The organism is Pantoea sp. B9002 (genome assembly GCF_013385945.1).
Taxonomy (GTDB): domain Bacteria; phylum Pseudomonadota; class Gammaproteobacteria; order Enterobacterales; family Enterobacteriaceae; genus Pantoea.
Genome location: NZ_JACAPA010000002.1, coordinates 157,693 through 175,926, shown reverse-complemented (window position 1 = coordinate 175,926; position 18,234 = coordinate 157,693). Strand labels below are relative to the sequence as shown.

Annotated in this window: 19 protein-coding genes and 1 tRNA gene; 14 read left to right on the top strand and 6 right to left on the bottom strand. The window is 56.7% G+C overall.

The window, feature by feature from the left end; genetic code table 11:
* Positions 1–25: 25 nt before the first annotated feature.
* Positions 26–319, bottom strand: a complete 294-nt coding sequence (locus HX773_RS01490) for a co-chaperone GroES (protein ID WP_008104420.1) — start codon at positions 317–319, stop codon at positions 26–28.
* A 193-nt stretch (positions 320–512) separates the two neighbouring features.
* A complete protein-coding gene (locus HX773_RS01485) occupies positions 513–965 on the bottom strand; it encodes an FxsA family protein (protein ID WP_176970151.1) in 453 nt (150 codons plus the stop codon).
* Between the two features lie 375 nt (positions 966–1,340).
* Between HX773_RS01485 and aspA the strand changes: the two genes are divergently transcribed.
* The 5 genes from aspA to HX773_RS01460 all read left to right on the top strand — a co-directional run bounded on the left by aspA (position 1,341) and on the right by HX773_RS01460 (position 6,809).
* Positions 1,341–2,777, top strand: a complete 1,437-nt coding sequence (gene aspA / locus HX773_RS01480) for an aspartate ammonia-lyase (RefSeq protein WP_101762300.1) — start codon at positions 1,341–1,343, stop codon at positions 2,775–2,777.
* Positions 2,778–2,894: 117 nt separating this feature from the next.
* Positions 2,895–4,196, top strand: coding sequence for an anaerobic C4-dicarboxylate transporter (locus tag HX773_RS01475; RefSeq protein ID WP_176970150.1), 1,302 nt, complete (start codon positions 2,895–2,897; stop codon positions 4,194–4,196).
* An 83-nt stretch (positions 4,197–4,279) separates the two neighbouring features.
* Entirely contained in the window at positions 4,280–5,980 is a 1,701-nt protein-coding gene (locus tag HX773_RS01470; protein ID WP_176970149.1) for a protein-disulfide reductase DsbD, read from the top strand.
* Positions 5,981–6,046: 66 nt separating this feature from the next.
* Positions 6,047–6,625, top strand: a complete 579-nt coding sequence (locus tag HX773_RS01465) for a transcriptional regulator (RefSeq protein ID WP_176970148.1) — start codon at positions 6,047–6,049, stop codon at positions 6,623–6,625.
* A gap of 108 nt (positions 6,626–6,733) precedes the next feature.
* Positions 6,734–6,809 (top strand) — tRNA-Phe (locus tag HX773_RS01460).
* 88 nt (positions 6,810–6,897) lie between these two features.
* Here the strand turns inward: HX773_RS01460 and HX773_RS01455 are convergent.
* Together HX773_RS01455 and HX773_RS01450 are read right to left on the bottom strand one after the other, a co-directional pair.
* Positions 6,898–7,197 carry a helix-turn-helix domain-containing protein gene (locus HX773_RS01455; protein WP_176970147.1) on the bottom strand — a complete coding sequence of 100 codons (300 nt, stop codon included), beginning with the start codon at positions 7,195–7,197 and terminating at the stop codon, positions 6,898–6,900.
* Positions 7,184–7,549, bottom strand: coding sequence for a type II toxin-antitoxin system RelE/ParE family toxin (locus HX773_RS01450; RefSeq protein ID WP_176970146.1), 366 nt, complete (start codon positions 7,547–7,549; stop codon positions 7,184–7,186). Before HX773_RS01450 ends, HX773_RS01455 begins: the two co-directional genes overlap by 14 nt.
* A gap of 461 nt (positions 7,550–8,010) precedes the next feature.
* Between HX773_RS01450 and HX773_RS01445 the strand changes: the two genes are divergently transcribed.
* Positions 8,011–8,706: an RraA family protein gene (locus HX773_RS01445; RefSeq protein ID WP_101762304.1), complete on the top strand. Its 696-nt coding sequence runs from the start codon at positions 8,011–8,013 to the stop codon at positions 8,704–8,706.
* A 57-nt stretch (positions 8,707–8,763) separates the two neighbouring features.
* Here the strand turns inward: HX773_RS01445 and HX773_RS01440 are convergent, their stop codons facing one another.
* Positions 8,764–9,684, bottom strand: coding sequence for a DMT family transporter (locus tag HX773_RS01440; RefSeq protein ID WP_176970145.1), 921 nt, complete (start codon positions 9,682–9,684; stop codon positions 8,764–8,766).
* A gap of 270 nt (positions 9,685–9,954) precedes the next feature.
* On the opposite strand from HX773_RS01440, the gene HX773_RS01435 reads away from it, so the two are divergent.
* The 4 genes from HX773_RS01435 to HX773_RS01420 are packed head-to-tail and all read left to right on the top strand — an operon-like array spanning position 9,955 to position 13,281.
* Positions 9,955–10,794: a transporter substrate-binding domain-containing protein gene (locus tag HX773_RS01435; protein ID WP_049851337.1), complete on the top strand. Its 840-nt coding sequence runs from the start codon at positions 9,955–9,957 to the stop codon at positions 10,792–10,794.
* Positions 10,795–10,796: 2 nt separating this feature from the next.
* The gene (gene pxpB / locus HX773_RS01430; RefSeq protein WP_176970144.1) at positions 10,797–11,507 is read left to right on the top strand and encodes a 5-oxoprolinase subunit PxpB; all 711 of its coding nucleotides are present in this window, start codon (positions 10,797–10,799) and stop codon (positions 11,505–11,507) included.
* Positions 11,504–12,490, top strand: coding sequence for a biotin-dependent carboxyltransferase family protein (locus HX773_RS01425; RefSeq protein ID WP_176970143.1), 987 nt, complete (start codon positions 11,504–11,506; stop codon positions 12,488–12,490). The genes pxpB and HX773_RS01425 overlap by 4 nt, the downstream gene beginning before the upstream one ends.
* A gap of 20 nt (positions 12,491–12,510) precedes the next feature.
* Positions 12,511–13,281: a 5-oxoprolinase subunit PxpA gene (locus HX773_RS01420; RefSeq protein WP_176970142.1), complete on the top strand. Its 771-nt coding sequence runs from the start codon at positions 12,511–12,513 to the stop codon at positions 13,279–13,281.
* A gap of 112 nt (positions 13,282–13,393) precedes the next feature.
* Here HX773_RS01420 and HX773_RS01415 read toward each other — a convergent pair whose 3' ends face one another.
* The gene (locus HX773_RS01415) at positions 13,394–14,596 is read right to left on the bottom strand and encodes a pyridoxal phosphate-dependent aminotransferase (protein WP_176970141.1); all 1,203 of its coding nucleotides are present in this window, start codon (positions 14,594–14,596) and stop codon (positions 13,394–13,396) included.
* A 486-nt stretch (positions 14,597–15,082) separates the two neighbouring features.
* Here HX773_RS01415 and nac point away from each other — a divergent pair, with 486 nt between their 5' ends.
* From nac to HX773_RS01395, 4 genes are all read left to right on the top strand, one after another.
* On the top strand, positions 15,083–16,006 hold the full coding sequence (gene nac / locus HX773_RS01410; protein ID WP_049851333.1) for a nitrogen assimilation transcriptional regulator NAC: 924 nt from the start codon (positions 15,083–15,085) through the stop codon (positions 16,004–16,006).
* Positions 16,007–16,115: 109 nt separating this feature from the next.
* Positions 16,116–16,538 carry a biotin/lipoyl-containing protein gene (locus HX773_RS01405; RefSeq protein ID WP_176970140.1) on the top strand — a complete coding sequence of 141 codons (423 nt, stop codon included), beginning with the start codon at positions 16,116–16,118 and terminating at the stop codon, positions 16,536–16,538.
* Positions 16,539–16,763: 225 nt separating this feature from the next.
* Positions 16,764–17,516, top strand: coding sequence for an SDR family oxidoreductase (locus HX773_RS01400; protein ID WP_176970139.1), 753 nt, complete (start codon positions 16,764–16,766; stop codon positions 17,514–17,516).
* A gap of 22 nt (positions 17,517–17,538) precedes the next feature.
* Positions 17,539–18,234 (top strand): amino acid ABC transporter permease, encoded by a 696-nt coding sequence (locus HX773_RS01395; RefSeq protein ID WP_176970138.1) that lies wholly within the window; start codon positions 17,539–17,541, stop codon positions 18,232–18,234.

The following is an 18,234-nucleotide window of genomic DNA, read 5'->3' as shown; positions in this document are numbered from 1 at the left end:
TTTCGTTCAGTGAATTACGCGTAAATTACGCTTCAACAACTGCAAGGATGTCGCTTTCGGAGATGATCAGAACTTCTTCGTTGTCGATTTTCTCGGTTTTAGCACCGTAGCCTTCGCTGAAAATCACCAGATCACCCACTTTTACGTCCAGTGGCTTAACTTCACCGTTTTCCAGGATGCGGCCTTTGCCAACAGCCAGGACTTCACCGCGGGTAGATTTACCGGCAGCTGAACCGGTCAGCACGATGCCGCCCGCTGATTTAGCTTCAACTTCTTTACGCTTGACGATGACGCGATCGTGCAATGGACGAATTTTCATTTGATAGCTCTCCTTTGAGAAGTCCAATCATTCATTTTTTGGGGTTGAACCGGACTGCATGGCTTCCGGCCTCGTGCTGGAAGAGATAGGGGCAATAAGTGGGGTTTCAAGGGCAAAAAATATAAATATTTTCGTTTCTGCAACAGATGGCGAAAAATGCAGCAAAAAGGCGGCTTGCGCCGCCTTGATGAAATTATTGGTCTTTATCGTGACCAATTCGGTCCTGATCTTTGCGCTCATATTCACCGTCCATAGTGAAGCCCGCATCCGGACCGGCGCCCGGTCCGCGCCACACGCGCAGATGCGGCATCAGCTTCAAGGTCAGATGCTTCTGCACCGGCGGCAACAGCAGCAATAAACCGAGGAAGTCAGTAAAGAAACCGGGCAACAGCAGCAGGAAGCCGGAGATGATCAGCGAAACGCTTTTGGTCATCTCCGCCGCCGGGCTTTCGTTACGCGCCAGCTTCTCTTGCATCAGCCGGAAGTTCTTCATGCCCTGATTTTTCACCAGCGACACACCAATACACGAGGTGAAGATCACCAGCAGCATGGTGAGCAGCACGCCCAGCGCATGCGCGACCTGAATGAAGATTGAGATCTCAATCCAGGCCAAAACAAAAAAAATCACTAACGGTAACCAGCGCACCGAATTCTCCTGTGAGTTGGAGCTGCCCCGCAAATTGCCAGGCAGCAGAAAGGGAGGGTCTGTATGACCGTATTGATAGAGATGGGCATTTGAACCGGCATTTTCAACCGATCCTGCCATTTTTTTCCCACTGACTTAAAATTGCGAAGTACATCACATATCGTTATTACCGCTGGGCCTGTAAAAGCCCGTAAAGTGATCTGTGCACAAACAATTCTGTAACATCAGAATATGATCGTGCCCGTCAGTGCGAAGATGGATAATATGTCGGCGCTGACATTCCACGACAATATAATCGCTTCACCTGCACGTTGTTTGCCGCCCGTCCATCCCGACGCCCGGCAGTAACCAGGCAGCAATAACAAGAAGGTAATCATGGCGAACAACATTCGTATCGAAGAAGACCTGTTAGGCATGCGCGAAGTTCCGGCAGACGCTTACTACGGTGTTCATACTCTGCGTGCGATTGAAAACTTCTATATTAGTAATAACAAAATCAGTGACATACCGGAGTTTGTCCGCGGTATGGTGATGGTGAAGAAAGCAGCCGCGCTCGCCAACAAAGAGTTGCAGACCATTCCCCGCAATATCGCCAACACCATTATTCAGGCCTGTGATGAAGTACTGAATAACGGTAAATGCATGGATCAGTTCCCGGTTGACGTCTATCAGGGCGGCGCGGGCACTTCGGTCAACATGAACACCAATGAAGTGCTGGCCAACATTGGTCTGGAGCTGATGGGCCACCAGAAAGGTGAATATCAGTACCTGAATCCCAACGATCACGTGAACAAGTGTCAGTCCACCAACGACGCTTATCCAACCGGTTTCCGTATTGCGGTGTACGCCTCGATCCTAAAACTGCTCGACGGCATCAATCAACTGAGCGAAGGTTTCCAGCGCAAAGCGGTTGAATTCGAAAGCATCCTGAAAATGGGCCGTACCCAGTTGCAGGATGCGGTGCCGATGACGCTTGGCCAGGAGTTCCATGCGTTTAACGTGCTGCTGAATGAAGAGACTCGCAGCATTCTGCGCACCGCCGAACTGCTGCTGGAAGTGAACCTCGGCGCCACCGCCATCGGTACACGTCTCAACACGCCGGATGGCTATCAGCAGCTGGCGGTACAGCGTCTGGCGGAAGTGAGTAATCTGCCGGTGGTGCCTGCAGAAGATTTGATTGAAGCCACCTCCGACTGCGGCGCGTACGTGATGGTGCACTCGGCGCTGAAACGTCTGGCGGTGAAACTGTCGAAAATCTGTAACGACCTGCGCCTGCTCTCTTCCGGTCCGCGCGCTGGCCTGAATGAGATCAACCTGCCTGAACTGCAGGCCGGTTCATCAATCATGCCTGCCAAAGTCAATCCGGTGGTGCCTGAAGTGGTGAATCAGGTGTGCTTCAAAGTGATCGGCAATGACATCACCGTCACCATGGCGTCAGAAGCGGGTCAGCTGCAGCTCAACGTGATGGAGCCGGTGATTGGCCAGGCGCTGTTTGAATCGATCAGCATCCTGACAAACGCCTGCTTCAACCTGCTGGAAAAATGCGTCAACGGCATCACCGCCAATAAAGCGGTGTGTGAAGCCTACGTGTTCAACTCGATTGGTATCGTCACCTACCTCAACCCGTACATCGGCCATCACAACGGCGATATCGTCGGTAAGATTTGCGCCGAAACCGGTAAGAGCGTACGTGAAGTGGTGCTGGAGCGCGGCCTGCTGACGGAAACCGAACTGGACGATATTTTCTCCATTCAGAACCTGATGCATCCGGCCTACAAAGCCAAACGCTACACCGACGAAAACGAACAGTAATCCGTTCCGGATCAAGTTGCCAAAAGCACGCCCGTATACAATGCGGCGTGCTTTTTTCATTTTGGCGGCTACAACTTTAAGAGTCGGGATTTCTCCGCGGCTCAGGGAGTGGAACGAATGGTAGTAGTGGAGTTAGTTATTGTCCTGCTGGCGATCTGGCTCGGTGCGCGTCTTGGCGGCATCGGTATCGGTTTCGCGGGCGGTTTAGGTGTGCTGGCGTTGACGCTGATTTGCGGCTTAAAACCTGGCGCGATCCCCTTCGATGTGATCGAAATTATCATGGCGGTGATTGCCGCGATTGCTACGATGCAAATCGCCGGCGGTCTCGATTATCTGGTGGGATTGGCGGAACGCCTGCTGCGCCGCCATCCACGCTATGTCACTTTCCTTGCGCCGCTGGTCACCTATGTCATGACGCTGCTGGCCGGCACCGGTCACACCGCCTTCTCCACCTTGCCGGTGATTGCCGAAGTGGCGAAAGAGCAAGGCGTGCGCCCGTCGCGTCCGCTGTCGATTGCGGTCGTCGCTTCGCAGATTGCCATTACCGCCTCGCCGCTCTCGGCGGCGGTGGTATTCTTCGCCTCCATCCTTGAACCGCGCGGCGTGAGCTATTTGTCGCTGCTGGGCGTGGCGATTCCCTCCACCATGGCGGCGATCTTCTGCGCCGCTATCATCACCAGTTTCCTCGGCAAGGAGCTCAAGGATGATGAGGTGTATCAGGCGCGCCTGGCGAAAGGTGAAGTGAAACTGCGCGGTGAGCAGGTTTATGACATCAAACCCGGCGCGAAGCGTGCCGTGTTGCTGTTCCTGATCGGCATCGCCGCCGTGGTGCTCTACGCCACCGCCATCAGCGACAGCGTTGGCCTGATCAGCAATCCCGTGCTGCCGCGCAACGAAGCCATCGTGGTATTTATGCTGACCGTTGCCACGCTGATTTGCCTGACCTGCAAAGTCGATACCGGTGAAATCCTCAGCGCCAGCACCTTTAAATCGGGCATGAGCGCCTGTATCTGCGTAATGGGCGTGGCGTGGCTGGGCGATACCTTTGTTAAAGCGCACCTCAACGATATTCAGGCGTTAGCCGGTGACATGCTGCAAGGTTATCCGTGGATGCTGGCGCTGGTGCTGTTCTTCGCCTCCACGCTGCTCTATTCGCAAGCCGCCACCACCAAAGCGTTGATGCCTGCCGCGTTGATGCTTGGCGTCTCGCCGCTGGCCGCCGTCGCGTCCTTTGCGGCGGTTTCCGCCCTGTTCGTGCTGCCGACCTATCCTACGCTACTGGCTGCGGTGGAAATGGATGACACCGGTTCAACCCGTATCGGCAAGTTTGTGTTTAATCACTCCTTTATTATTCCCGGCGTGATGGCGATTGCCTTCTCGGTGGCGTTTGGCTTCCTGTTTGGCAGCCTGATTCTGTAGCGCCGTTACATCCTGAAAACCTCGTGGCGAAGCGGTCGTGCTATTATCGCGGCCTATTCGCCCCCGGAGCTCATTCATTCGCTATGGCTGCACGACTCTTTCGCCTTGCCGGCTTTTGCCTGGCGCTGGTTTTCTGCCTTTCGGCACAAGCCTCACTCTTCTCCCCGAACAACAACAGCCGCTTTGTGCCGGTTGATCAGGCGTTTGGCTTCGATTTCTCTCAGCAAGGCAATCAGCTGACGCTCAGCTGGAAAGTGAAGGATGGCTACTATCTCTATCGCCAGCAAATCCACGTCACGCCACAAAAAGCGCAGATTGCCCCGCTGACGTTGCCGCCGGGCCAGCCGCATGAAGATGAGTTCTACGGCAAAAGTGAAATCTATCCGCAGGATCTGCAACTGCCGATCACGCTGCGCCAGGCCGATGCCGGCGCAACCGTCACCGTAACCTATCAGGGCTGCGCCGCTGCGGGCTTCTGCTATCCGCCGGAAACCCGCGCGGTGCCGCTGAGCGCGGTTGCCGCCAATCAGGATGCGCCTGCGGTCAGCGCGCAGCCCGCCAATCACCGCACGCCGCTGCCGTTTTCACCGCTGTGGGCGCTGCTGATTGGTATTGGCGTTGCTTTCACGCCGTGCGTATTGCCGATGTATCCGCTGATCTCCAGCATCATTTTAGGTGGCCCGCGCCGCTATTCGATGGGGCGATTGTTCGCGCTGGCGATGGTGTATGTGCAAGGTATGGCGCTGACGTACACCGTGCTCGGCATGGTTGTCGCAGCGGCAGGATTACGCTTCCAGGCGGCGCTGCAGCATCCTTACGTGTTGATTGGCTTGTCGGCCCTGTTTATCGTGCTGGCGCTGTCGATGTTTGGCCTGTTCTCGCTGCAATTGCCTGCCAGCCTGCAAACGCGCCTCACGCTGTGGAGCAATCGCCAGCAAGGTGGCTCGCTGCCGGGCGTATTTATGATGGGCGCACTGGCCGGATTGATCTGCTCGCCCTGCACCACCGCACCGCTCAGCGCCATTCTGTTGTACATCGCGCAGAGCGGTAATCTGTGGGCTGGAGCCGGTACGCTGTGGCTGTATGCCTTCGGCATGGGCCTGCCGCTGATTGCCGTGACGATGTTTGGCAACAAGCTGCTGCCAAAAAGTGGGCCGTGGATGCAAACCGTCAAAGAAGGTTTTGGCTTTGTGATTCTGGCGCTGCCGGTATTCCTGCTGGAACGGGTGATTGGCGATCTTTGGGGCATCCGTCTGTGGAGCCTGCTCGGCGTGGCGTTTTTTGCCTGGGCATTCAGCCTCAGCCTGCGCGCCAGCGGCAAATGGCGCGTGCTGCAAATCATCATGCTCGCCGCCGCGCTGGTCAGTGCGCGCCCGCTACAGGATTGGGCGTTTGGCAGCAGCAACAGCGCGCAAGCCGTGGCGCATCTGCCGTTCCACACCATCACCAGCAGCGAGCAGCTCGACAGCGCGCTGCAGCAGGCGCAAGGCCGCATCACCATGGTCGATCTCTACGCCGACTGGTGCGTAGCCTGCAAAGAGTTCGAGAAATACACCTTCAGCGATGAGGGCGTGCGTAACGCGTTAAGTCAGGTTCAACTGCTGCAAGCCAATGTCACCGCCAATAACGAGCAGGACAACGCGCTGTTGCAGCATCTGCAGGTTTTAGGTTTGCCAACCATTCTGTTCTTCGATGCGCAAGGCAAAGAGATCCCCGATTCGCGCGTCACCGGCTTCCTCAACGCCGCCGATTTCCGCGCGCATTTGCAGAATGTGTCACGTTAAACGACACTGACAGCAGGACACTGCCCGTTCGTCCGCGAGCGGGCCCGCATTCCAGAGGAGAGTCACTTGCAACGTGAACAAATACTCGAGCATGCGTTGAATGTGCTCGAACAAAGCGGCCTGGCCGCCACCACTTCCCTAACTCAGCTGGCTGGCGCAACCGGTCTTGAAGCCGAACATCTGACACGTTTCTGGCCCGATCGTGATGCCTTGCTGTATGACGCGCTGCGCTATCACGGCCAGCAGATTGACAGCTGGCGTCGTCAGGTGCAGCTCGATGAACACCTCAGCGCCGAACAAAAGCTGTTAGCCCGCTACGAAGTGCTGAGCGAACACGTCAGCAAAGGCCGTTTTCCCGGCTGCCTGTTTATCGCCGCTTGCAGCTTCTATCCGCAACCCGATCAGCCGGTGCATCAGCTAGCCGAACAGCAAAAGCGCAGTTCCTGGCAATTCACCCATGAAATTCTGGTCGATTTAGCGCTGGATAATCCCACCATGGTGGCCGATCAGATGGAGCTGATTCTGGAAGGTTGCCTGAGCAAACTGCTGGTGAAACGCAACGTGCAGGATGTCGCGACGGCGCGCCGCCTGGCGGAAGATGTACTCGGCATCGCGCTGTGCCGCAAAAATGGTGCGCTGGCGTAGCCTTTTTATCCATCTTGTCTGAAAAGCAAGCAATCAATCACGATTGCTACGCTTTTTTGACGAAAGCCGTTGACGGCTGTAAGCCATTAGGGTTTAATGCGCCCCGTTGCCCGGATAGCTCAGTCGGTAGAGCAGGGGATTGAAAATCCCCGTGTCCGTGGTTCGATTCCGCGTCCGGGCACCAACATTCTGAAAACCCAGCTTATGGCTGGGTTTTTGCTTTTCTGCGTTCTGAAAAAGATGCCAGTTTCTCACCGACATCTTCCCCCACATCAGATCTGAAATATCCGACCATCTCCGGTGGGAAGTTCAACATTCAGACTCAACTTACCGCCTAACGCCTCTACATACTTTTTCAGGCTGGAAAGTTTTATCTCGTCACCTCGCGCTTCAATCGCGGCGATAGCAGGTTGCGAGATACCCATCTTTTCAGCCAGCTGAACCTGTGAAAGTTCCAGCTCCTCACGCAACTGACGCAGGCGGATTTCCAGGATTTTTTGATCGGCCTTATTTTTAATACGCTCCTGAGATTCAGGGGAACGCTGCGCAATCAGTTCTTCAAGTTTTGGCATTGGTTAATTCCTCCAGATGCTGCTTGTACTCTTTATCGGCCAATTTGATCATCGATTGGTAGAAACGCTTCTGATTCACGCCAGTTTTATCCCCCGCACACAGCACGATAGCCTTCCTCACGGGATCAAACGCGAAAAATGCACGAATCGGCCTTCCATTGCTTTGAACGCGAAGTTCCTTCATGTTGGCAAAACGAGAGCCGATGACGGTATCGACATCCGGTCGCCCCAACATTGGGCCAAACACCTTCAGCAGTTCGAGACTCGACAGCACATCTTCAACCATTTCATCATCTTGTTCTTGCAGCCATGCTGCGAAGAGCAAAGTAATTTCGACTTCCCAACTGTTCAAAATTACCTCTCATAAACTGTAGTTTATATCCATGCCATATAAACTGGAAGTTATATTTTGAGAGATGATTTGCATCATGATTTCTACTTGCCGCTGCACTTAACGTTTTAGATTTGAGAGTTGCCTCTGAAAAATAATTAAATACTCAGCTAATACTTTTAATCTATCTCCCCATAATAAAATCCAATAAAATTAATTATCAGTGAGTTAAATTCACCCGAAATATTAATTCGTGATCCTGTCTCGGTTAGCCGTAACATCCCGTGCGTAACACCTGCGCAATCGCGTAAGCTTAATCACGTGCCAGTAATCACCATCTTATTCAGCTTGTTAGCTGAACTCCCTATTCAATGAAGTAATGACTCATCACAACGGAAAATAAAAAATCTTACTTTTGCATTTAAATATTCACCCAGAAATACGACTCGATTAATTAAATCACTCCCTACAGGAAAATAACCATGAGCGCAGGAAACCGAATCTATTTACGTCGTCCCGCCGATGCCGAACCGCTGCTGGAAGCTTTTCGCCGTTTACCGGCTGCGGTGGTGGCGGATTGCATGAGCCGTTTGCCCGCGTTGTCGGCCGAGATTAGCCTGAAAACTGCGCCGCGTCAGCCGATCATGTGCGGCCTGGCGGTAACGGTTAAAGCGCGTTCCGGCGACAATTTGATGCTGCACAAAGCGCTGGATATGGCGGGCCGAAACGATGTGATTATTCTGTCGAATGAGGGCGATCGCAGCCAGTCGCTGATGGGAGAAGTGATGGCGACCTATGCCAGACAGCGCGGTATGGAAGGTATTGTGCTGGACGGACCGGTCCGGGATATCGAAGGGTTGTCACGCATGGACTTCCCCATCTACGCCGCCGGTCACACGCCGGGCGGCCCGTTCAAGGATGGTCCGGGCGAGATCAACGTGCCGATTGCCTGCGGTAAAATTCACGTCTCACCGGGCGATATCGTGCTGGGCGATGCGGATGGTGTAATTGTGATTCCTCGCCAGGATGCCGCACGCATTCTCGAAGCGGCCCAGGCGTATTTAATCGTTGATGAACACAACTTCGAGCTGGCGAAAACCGGCTCACTCGAACGCAGCTGGCTGGATGAGACGCTGCGCACCAAGCAGGTTGAAATCATTGATGATGTGTTCCGCTAATCTTTCGCCGTCGTAGGGTGCGCATTCATGCGCACCAGGTCGCCATAAATGGTGACCTTATGGCGTACTACTCACCATCGCCAGTTTGCGCTGGCGCTTCTCGCGCCACACCGCAAATATCCCGGCCAGCGCCACAATCGATGCGCCCAGCAAGGTGGTGCTGCCCGGCAGACTGTTCAGGAACAGATAACCAATCAGCATCGACCACACCAGCGTGGTGTAATCGAACGGTGCCAGCAGTGACGCATCGGCGTAACGCAGGCTCAGCGTCACCAGAATCTGTGCCAGACCGCCAAACAGGCCGCATCCCACCAGCAATAACAGCTGCATCGCGCTGGGTTTGCTCCAGCCAAACAGCGCCGTCGCCAGGCCGATTACGGTAGTCATCAGTGAGAAATAGAACACAATCGCGCCCGGCTTTTCGATGCCGTTGAGGAAGCGGATTTGCACGTTAGAAGTCGCGGAGCAAAGCGCTGCCAGCAACGCCAATGCCACGCCAAGGCTCGCCGTCGCGTTGCTGGCCCCATGGGAAAACAGCGCGCCGTTAGCGCTCAGGCTGGAAGAGAGCATGATCAGAATGCCGGATAATCCCACCACCACCGCGATCCAGCGTGAAACCCGCACCCGCTCTTTCAGCAGCATCGCCGCCATGATCACGGTAAACAGCGGCGCCGCATAGCTCAACGCCGTGGCATCGGCCAGCGAGATATAGACCAGCGCCAGATAGTTAAAGTACATGCCGCCGGTGCCGGAGAAGCCGCGAACAAAGTGACCAAACAGGTTACGCGTCTTGAGATTTTCCAGCACGTTGCCCTGCATTTTCAGCCAAATCAGCAGCGGAAACAGCGCGATAAAACTGCGGAAAAAAATCACTTCGCCGGTGGGAATGGCGCCGTTCAACCCCTTCACACACGCCAGCATCAAGGTGGCGCACAGCGCGGCCAGTATCTTCAGTAACACGCCTAATCGGGCATTCATGCTTTTCTATTCTCTCTACCACATGCAATCGGCGGGACTGCCGAGAGGACATGCGATCAAGCCTGGCGAGAAAAGTGTGCGCTGGATAACACTTTTTTGCTCTGCCCGAATAGAAAGAACTTATGCGCCGCTTAGCCATATTTTTTTGCTATTGCACGACAGGGTTTCCCTCTTTTTCGCCTGAAAACAAAGCCGATATAGTCCAGAAAAGCGAGAACGCAGGCGCTCCGTCCCGGTGACGCCGTGGTATTCATCATTGAGGAAGTTCACATGACCATGAAAAGACCTACCACCATCGGGCTGGCACTGCTGCCACTGCTGGCTATTTCGGCTGCTCATGCCGACATGATGGCCAACATCAAATCCAGCGGCGAGCTAAAGTGCGCGGTCTATTCGGACGTGCCGCCCTTCTCTTCCCCGGATCCGAAAACGCGTCAGCTGGCGGGCATGGATATCGATCTGTGTAACGCGCTGGCAAAGCAGATGAACGTCAAACTGACGCTGGTGCCCACTTCGGTGGAAGCGCGTATTGCGGTGATTGCGACCGGCCGCGCCGACGTGCTGATCGCCAATCTGGCCTACACCAAAACCCGCGGCAACCAGATTCAGTTCAGCGATCCCTATTACGTCGCCAAAGAGATGCTGCTGGTGAAAGCACCGCTGGCCGACAAGCCGCTGAGCTATTTCCAGGGGAAACGCATCAGCGCCACTAAAGGCACCACCTCTGAGCAATCAATTCACATCAAAGGCGGCAAAGCGGTGACCTTCCAGGATTCAGCCTCCGCCTTCCTCGCGCTGCAGCAGAACAAATCAGTGGGCTTCGTCACCAACACCATGACCGGCATCAAAACCATTTCGCAGGCGAAAAAAGACGGCATCAATCTGGCGATGATCAAAGAGCCGATGGCGCTGGAGCCGATTGGTGTCGGCATGAAGCGTGATGAACCGGCGCTGCTGGCCAGCGTCAACAGCAGCCTGAAGGCGATGGACGATGACGGCACCATCGACAAAATCTGGGATACCTGGATTGGACCCAACACCGAATACAAAATGGTGCGCGAAGAGCGCGTACAGCCGCTCTCCAGTCTGAAATTTGAACCGCTGGAATAACCATGCCCGTGAAGTCGCACTCTGCTCTCCAGCCCGCCAGCGTTCCCGCGCTGGCTTGCTCCTCTGATATCAAACTCTCCACCATCGGCGCTCGCGCGTGGCTGGTGGAAGCGCCGGGCGGTTTCGATCTCCCGGCGCAGCGGCGCATCTGGTCGCTGGCGCGCCTGCTGCATGCCGACGAAGCGATTGAAGCGCTGATCCCCGGCGTCACCAATCTGCTGGTGCTGTTCCGCCATATTCCAGCCGATGAAACCGCCGTGCGCATGCAGCTGCATGCCGCCTGGGATCAGGCGCAGGCGATCAGTCCGCAGGGCAAACTGATTGAAATCCCGGTGCATTACGGCGGAGAACACGCCACCGATCTCGAGGCGGTGTGCCGACATACCGGCTTGAGCCCACGCGAAGTGGTGCGCCTGCATCATCAAAGCGAATACACGGTTTTTGCGCTGGGCAGCGCGCCGGGCTTCGGCTATCTGCACGGTCTCGATCCGCTGCTGGCGACACCGCGCAAGAAAGTGCCGTCGCTCAGCATGTTGAAAGGCACCGTCACCATCGGCGGCGCGCAGGCGGGCGTTTCGGCGCTGACCGGCCCGAACGGCTGGAACGCGATTGGTTTTGCCGAGCTGGCGGTGTTTGACCCGCAGGCCGCATCGCCCGCGCTGATGGCACCGGGCGATCGCATCCGTTTTCTGCCGCAGAGGATTGAGCTGTGATTGAGATCGAACAGAGCGGTGCGCTCAACACGGTGCAGGATTTAGGTCGCTTCAACTATCGCCACATGGGCGTGTCGGTGAGCGGCGCGATGGATCCGCTGGCGCTGCGTGCCGGTAATCTCCTCCTCGGCAACGACGAAAATGCAGCGGCGATTGAAGTGCAGCTGTTCCCGTTCCGCGTACGTTTTCTGCAGGAAGGCAGCATCGCGGTGACCGGCGCCGATTGCCGTGCCACGCTGGATGGCACGCCGCTGCCGCCGTGGTGGGGCTGCAGCGTGCGTGCCGGACAAGTGCTGGAGCTGCGCTATCCGCGCAGCGGCGCGCGTGGCTATGTGTGTCTTGCTGGCGGTATTGATGTGCCAATGGTGCTCGGCTCGCGCAGTACCGCGCTGCGCGGCGGTTTCGGCGGTATTGAAGGACGCCCACTGCAGCGTGGCGATCGGCTAACGCTCGGCGAAAATCGCGGCCCGGCACTTCCGCAAAGTGGCATTGGCATCGAACCGCCGGACAGCGCGTTACATGCCTGTTTTCCCCGCAACAGCGCCGGAGAAATTCAGCTGCGCGCTATTCCCTCTGGCGAATATCCGCTGTTTGCCGCCGATGCCGCACGCTTCTGGCAGCAATCCTGGCAGGTATCAAATCAAAGCAATCGCACCGGCTATCGGCTTTCTGGCGATCCGATCTTCCCGTCAGAAACCGTTGAGATGCGATCTTACGGGCTGATCCCCGGCATTGTGCAGGTGCCGCCGGGAGGCGAACCGATCATCCAGCTAAGCGATGCCAACACCGCCGGCGGTTATCCGAAGATCGCTGGCGTGATCGAGCAGGATCTGTGGCGGCTTGGGCAAGTGCTGCCGGGCCAGTCGATCCAGCTGATCCACAGCGATGTGCGTGAAGCGATCGCCATCGAACAGGAAGTGGCGCGCTGGCTGAGCCGCCTGCGTGTTAGCTGCCAGCCACTGCGTAAAGCGCTTACCGTTTAATCCGCATAAGGAAACCAAACATGAAGATTGATGTGAATTCCGATATGGGCGAAGGCTTCGGCGTTTACCAGCTGTGCGATGACGCCGCGCTGATGAAAGTGGTGTCATCTGCCAATATCGCCTGCGGTTTCCACGCCGGCGATCCGGCGATCATGACCAACATGGTGCGGCTGGCGAAGGCAAATGGCGTGGGCATTGGCGCGCATCCCGGCTTGCCGGATCGTCAGGGTTTTGGCCGCCGCGAACTGCCGTTTAGTGCCGAAGAGATTTGTCAGCAAGTGGCCTATCAGCTCGGTGCGCTGACGGCGATTGCCCGCGCGGAAGGCACCCAGGTTTCCCACTTCAGTTTCCACGCCGCGATGGGCAACATCGTCAACCGCGATGCCGCCCTGGCGCAACAGGTGATGGAGTTAGTGGCGCGCATCAATAGCGATCTGATCATCTTCGCCCAGCCCGATACCATCATTGAAGTCGCGGCGCAGGCGGCGGGCCTGAAGACGCTGACGCTGTTTCTGGCCGACCGCGCCTATGACGCGCAAGGCCGTCTGGTGCCGCGCGGCATTGCCGGTGCGGTGATCAAAGAGGAAACCGCGCTGCGTGCCCGCGTGCGCCAGTTTTTGCAGCACGGCACGGTGACGACGATTGAAGGTGAAGAGATTGCCGTGCGTGCGCGCTCGATTCTGGTTCACAGCGACACGCCAGGTTCACTGGCGCTCGCCACCATTGTGCGCAGCGAAATCGAAGCCAGCGGCCATCAGATCGCCCCGGCGGCAGAGGTTGTCATTGATTAGCGGCCTACTTATCAATCGCACCGATTCGTAGCGGCGCGATTTATCGCGCAATAAATTGCGCCGCTACGGTTTTTGCATCTATCCGCAACGGCGCGATAATTATTTCGATGAATTAAATACAACCACCACAAAACGCCGCTATACGATCGCATCCCGTCTCTAACCGCTCCATGCTCGTGGCATACGACAACCGGATAAACGGGCTCATGCCGTACGCCGCGCCCTGCACCGTCACCACGTGCTGCTCCTCAATCAGCGCCAGCACAAAATCGGCATCGTTATCGATCAACCGGCCACCGGCGCTGGTTTTGCCGATATAACCTGCGATATTCACAAACAGATAAAACGCGCCCTGCGGTTTGTGGCAGCGCAGGCCATCAATCGACGTCAGGCGCTCCAGCACGTAATCGCGGCGCTGAAGATAGATGCGCGCACGCTCTTGCAGCAGATCCTGCGGGCCTTCCAGCACCGCTACCGCCGCGGCTTGCGTTAAGGTGCAGACGCCGCCGCTGTTCTGGGTATTCACGTTGCTCATCGCTTTGATCAACGGCGCCGGACCACCGCAGAATCCCAATCGCCAGCCGGTCATGGAATAGGCTTTCGATACGCCGTTCACCGTCAGCACGCGGTCAAACAGACGCGGCTCAACCTGCGCCAGCGTGTAGAAACGCACATCGTCATAAATCAGGTGTTCGTAGATATCGTCGGTCATGATCCACACCTGCGGGTGGCGCAGCAGCACCTCGCCCAGCGCGTGCAGCTCTGTTTTGCTCGCCACCGAACCGGTGGGATTGCTCGGATAGTTGAGCAGCAGCCACTTGGTTTTGTCGGTGATGGCGGCGTCCAAATCGGTTGGCAGCGGTTTGAAGCCGTTCTCCTGCGCGCAGGGAAGTGCCACCGGCACGCCACCAGCGAATTTGACGATATCGGCATAGCTGATCCACGACGGCGTAGGGATCACCACTTCATCGCCAGGATTGATGGTCGCGAGGATCGCGTTAAAGATGATCTGCTTAGCGCCGCCGGCAGTGAGGATCTGGCTGACATCGTAATCGAGCTGATTATCGCGTTTGAACTTCAGCTGGATCGCTTTGCGCAGCGCTGGCGTGCCGTCGGTGGGCGGATAGCACGTATCCCCGGCGCGCGCGGCGGCATAAGCGGCTTCAATCGCGTGAGGTGGCGTGGGGAAATCGGGTTCACCGGTAGAAAGCGCCACCACATCAATGCCCTGCGCCGCGAGATCGCGGGCCTTTTGGGTCATGGCAACGGAGGCAGAAACGGTCACATTCTTTAATCGATCGGCTATCTCGGGCATGGGTTAATCCTGGCTCAGTGTCAGCATGAACGGCTTGCAGTAAGCTGCAAACACGACGTTTACCAGAGAATAGGTTTTTGCCAGAAGCGGCGGTTAATAGTGCTTTGTTGTGGTGATATAACACAAAGCGATGACTGAACCGACCGCACACTTTCGTCATAAAGGTGGCGAGCCTGATGTGGAAATGCGCGGCAGGTCACGCGCCAGCGCCTGACGCAATGTTAATAGAGTGTTACTTTGAGTGCCGGTTAACAGCGCGCAACGCCCGTTTACTCACTCCCATCATCGCCAAATCTAATGAGTGAATCGCACCATACCAGTGCACAGGTCGCTGTTTTACCCTCGCCGTCTCGGCAACTGTCCAACTCAGCACCTGCCGTAGGAGGCACTGTGGCTCTACCCTCCTGTCTGAGTTCACTCGCGAAAGCTTATTTTGGCATCAACTTTGCTTGATACCCGCTATGCGTTCTGTTGGAGGAAGCGTTCATGAATCTTCGTCGCCTGAAGTACTTTGTTAAAATTGTTGATGTGGGCAGCCTGACCCAGGCCGCCGATATTTTGCATATTGCCCAGCCCGCGCTGAGCCAGCAGCTGGCTACGCTGGAAGGGGAAGTGAATCAGCAACTGCTCATTCGTACCAAGCGCGGCGTAACGCCGACCGAAGCCGGTAAAACGCTCTATTCCCACGCGCAGGCGATTTTGCGCCAGTGCGAGCAGGCACAAAGCGCCATTGAGCTGGTTGGCGCCTCGTTGAGTGGCAGCGTCTCAGTTGGCTTAGCGCCGGGCACCGCGGCACAAAACCTCGCGTTACCGCTGATGATGGAAGTGCAGCAGCAGCATCCCGGCATCGTGCTCTACTTCAATGAAAACTTCGGCACCACGCTGAGCGAACTGATCATGAATGGCCGCATGGATATGGCGGTGATTTACGATCATCGCACCATTCACGGCCTGCGCTTTATGCCGCTGATGAAAGAAGATCTCTACTTCGTCTGCCCGTTTAGCCTCGCGCAGCCGGTGAAAGAGATCCCGCTGGCGCAGGTGGCGCAATACGATCTGTTCCTGCCGCGTGTCTACAACATCATGCGCAAAGTGCTCGACGATGCCTTCGTACACAACAATCTGCAGTACCGCGTGAAATGCGAGATCGAATCGCAAACTACGCTGAATGCCGCCCTGAGCGCCGGACTTGGCACCACCATCATGCCGGAATCCGCAGCGCGCGCGATGCTGAAAAGCGGCGATGCGTGGATGGCGAAGATCGTCGATCCAGATGTGCAAGTGTCGCTGTCGTTCTGCATGTCGGATCACCTGCCGCTGTCGCAGCCGGCCGAAGCGGTGAAATCGATCCTGCTGTCGCTGATGTCGCGCCGCAACGTTGAGAATCATCCTCTGACGTTGGTGGGATAAGTCCCGCTTATTGCCGCAAAGCGAAACCCTCTTACTGCCCGTATTGCGAACGCGCTAGATTACGATTTTGCCCGCTCCGGCGGGCGTGTTTCGCTTTGACGGGAATTCCATGGATAAAACCGCAATACCGCTGCCGACGCTGCGTGCGCTGGCGCGCAAGATGCAATCCTCCGGGCTGAACAGCCTGGCGCTCGATGGCAAGCAATGGTCGCTGCGGTTGACCTTCGCCGCCTCGCCACCGACGCCCACGCCTGTCACGGTTCCCGCCGCTGAAATCCCCTCCATCACGCAACGCATCGGCGCACCGATGCCCGGCACGCTGCTGCGCCGCCATCCGCATAGCCCGCAGGATTTTGTCACGCCCGGCCAGCACATCGTGGCCGGTGAGGTGGTGGCGCTGGTGCAGGTTGGCCCGCTGTATGTGCCGGTGATCAGCCCGGATAGTGGCACGGTGCAATTGCTCGCGTTGGAACATCTTGCTGCGGTGGAGTACGACGAGGACATTCTGACATTTGCGCCGTCAAGCGCATAAGGTCAACACCGCGCGATAAATCACGCCGCTACCAATACGTGCATTTTGTGAGTCGATCAATCACCGCACATGTCGTAGCGGCGCAATTTATTGCGCAATGTTGGAACGGGTGAAGTACGGCAGGCAAGGGTTATAAGGGGCGCTTATTGCCTCAAAATTTTTATGTCTTATGCCCTTGCGGCATAACTGCATACAGTCAAAAGACGCACTAACGAGGAGAGGCAGATGCCATTTTCAGATTACAAAACCGCGCTGGTGACCGGCGCATCGGCGGGAATGGGCGAAGCGATCGTTGAGCGCCTATGCAAAGAGGGCATCACCGTGCACGCGGTGGCGCGCCGTAAAGAGCAACTGGCGGCGCTGGCCGATCGTACCGGCTGTATTCCGCACGCGGTGGATGTTAGCGACGTTAAGGCGCTGACCGCGCTGTGCCAGGATCTCGAAATCGACATTCTGGTGAATAACGCTGGCCTGTCGCATCCGGGCTCGATCCTCGATGCCGATGAGAACGTGATTGAAACCCAGGTCGACGTCAATCTGCGCGCGGTGCTGCATCTGTGTCGTTTGCTGGTGCCGGGCATGGTGGCGCGCGATCGTGGCCACGTCTTCAACATCACCTCGATTGCTGCCATCTACAACTTCAACGGTAACTCGGTGTATCACGCCACCAAAGCTGGCGTGCATGCCCTTTCGCGCCAGCTGCGCGTCGATTGCTACGGTGCGCGCGTGCGCATCACCGAAATCTGTCCGGGCCGCGTCGCCACCGATATCTTCGGCAACGTGTCGGGCGATCACGAAGAGGCGCGCCGCCGCTTCATTGATGGCTTTGAACTGCCGCAGGCCAAAGATATCGCCGACTGCGTCGCCTTCGCGCTCGCGGCACCGCTGGCGGTGAATATCGGCAACATCGAAATCACCCCGACATTGCAGGTGCCGGGCGGTCTTTCCACTATGCGACCGGGCGACCACAGCGCGTAATTTGCGACCATGAGGTAACAGAATGGCTCTCGATTTCAGCAGTGTGATAACCGGCCAATACGGCCAGATGATCGTTGACGGAACGGTGATCACCCTTGAACTGGCGTTGGGTGCCTGGCTGCTGGCGATGGTGCTGGCGCTGCTGCTGGTGGTGATCCGCCTGACTGAAAACCGCGTTGCGGTTGGGCTGGTCAAAGCCTATGTCTCTTATCACCGCAATGTGCCAACGCTGATCCAGTTGATGATGTGGTACTTCGCCATTCCCACGCTGCTGCCAGAAGCGCTGCAGATGTGGATCAACAACTACAACGCCGAGTTCCTGTTCTCCCTCACCGCGCTGGGCCTGTGTCAGGCGGCATACTTCTCCGAAGATATCCGCAGCGGCCTGCGCGCCATTCCCGACGGGCAGAACGAAGCCGCGCGCGCACTCGGCATGAGCTACGTGCGCGCCATGCACGGTGTGATTCTGCCGCAGGGCATTCGCAACGCCATGCCCGCAATGATCAACCACACGGTGCTGCTGTTTAAAAACACCAGCCTGGCGATGGTGATTGGCGTGGCGGATCTCACCTATGTGACGCGCGATATTGAGAACCAAACGTTCCGTACCTTCGAATCCTACATCGTGGCGACCGTGGGCTATCTGTTCTTCTCCCTGCTGCTGATGGGCCTTGGCGCACTGCTGGCCCGCCGCTTCCAGCGCGTCTATGCGAGGTAA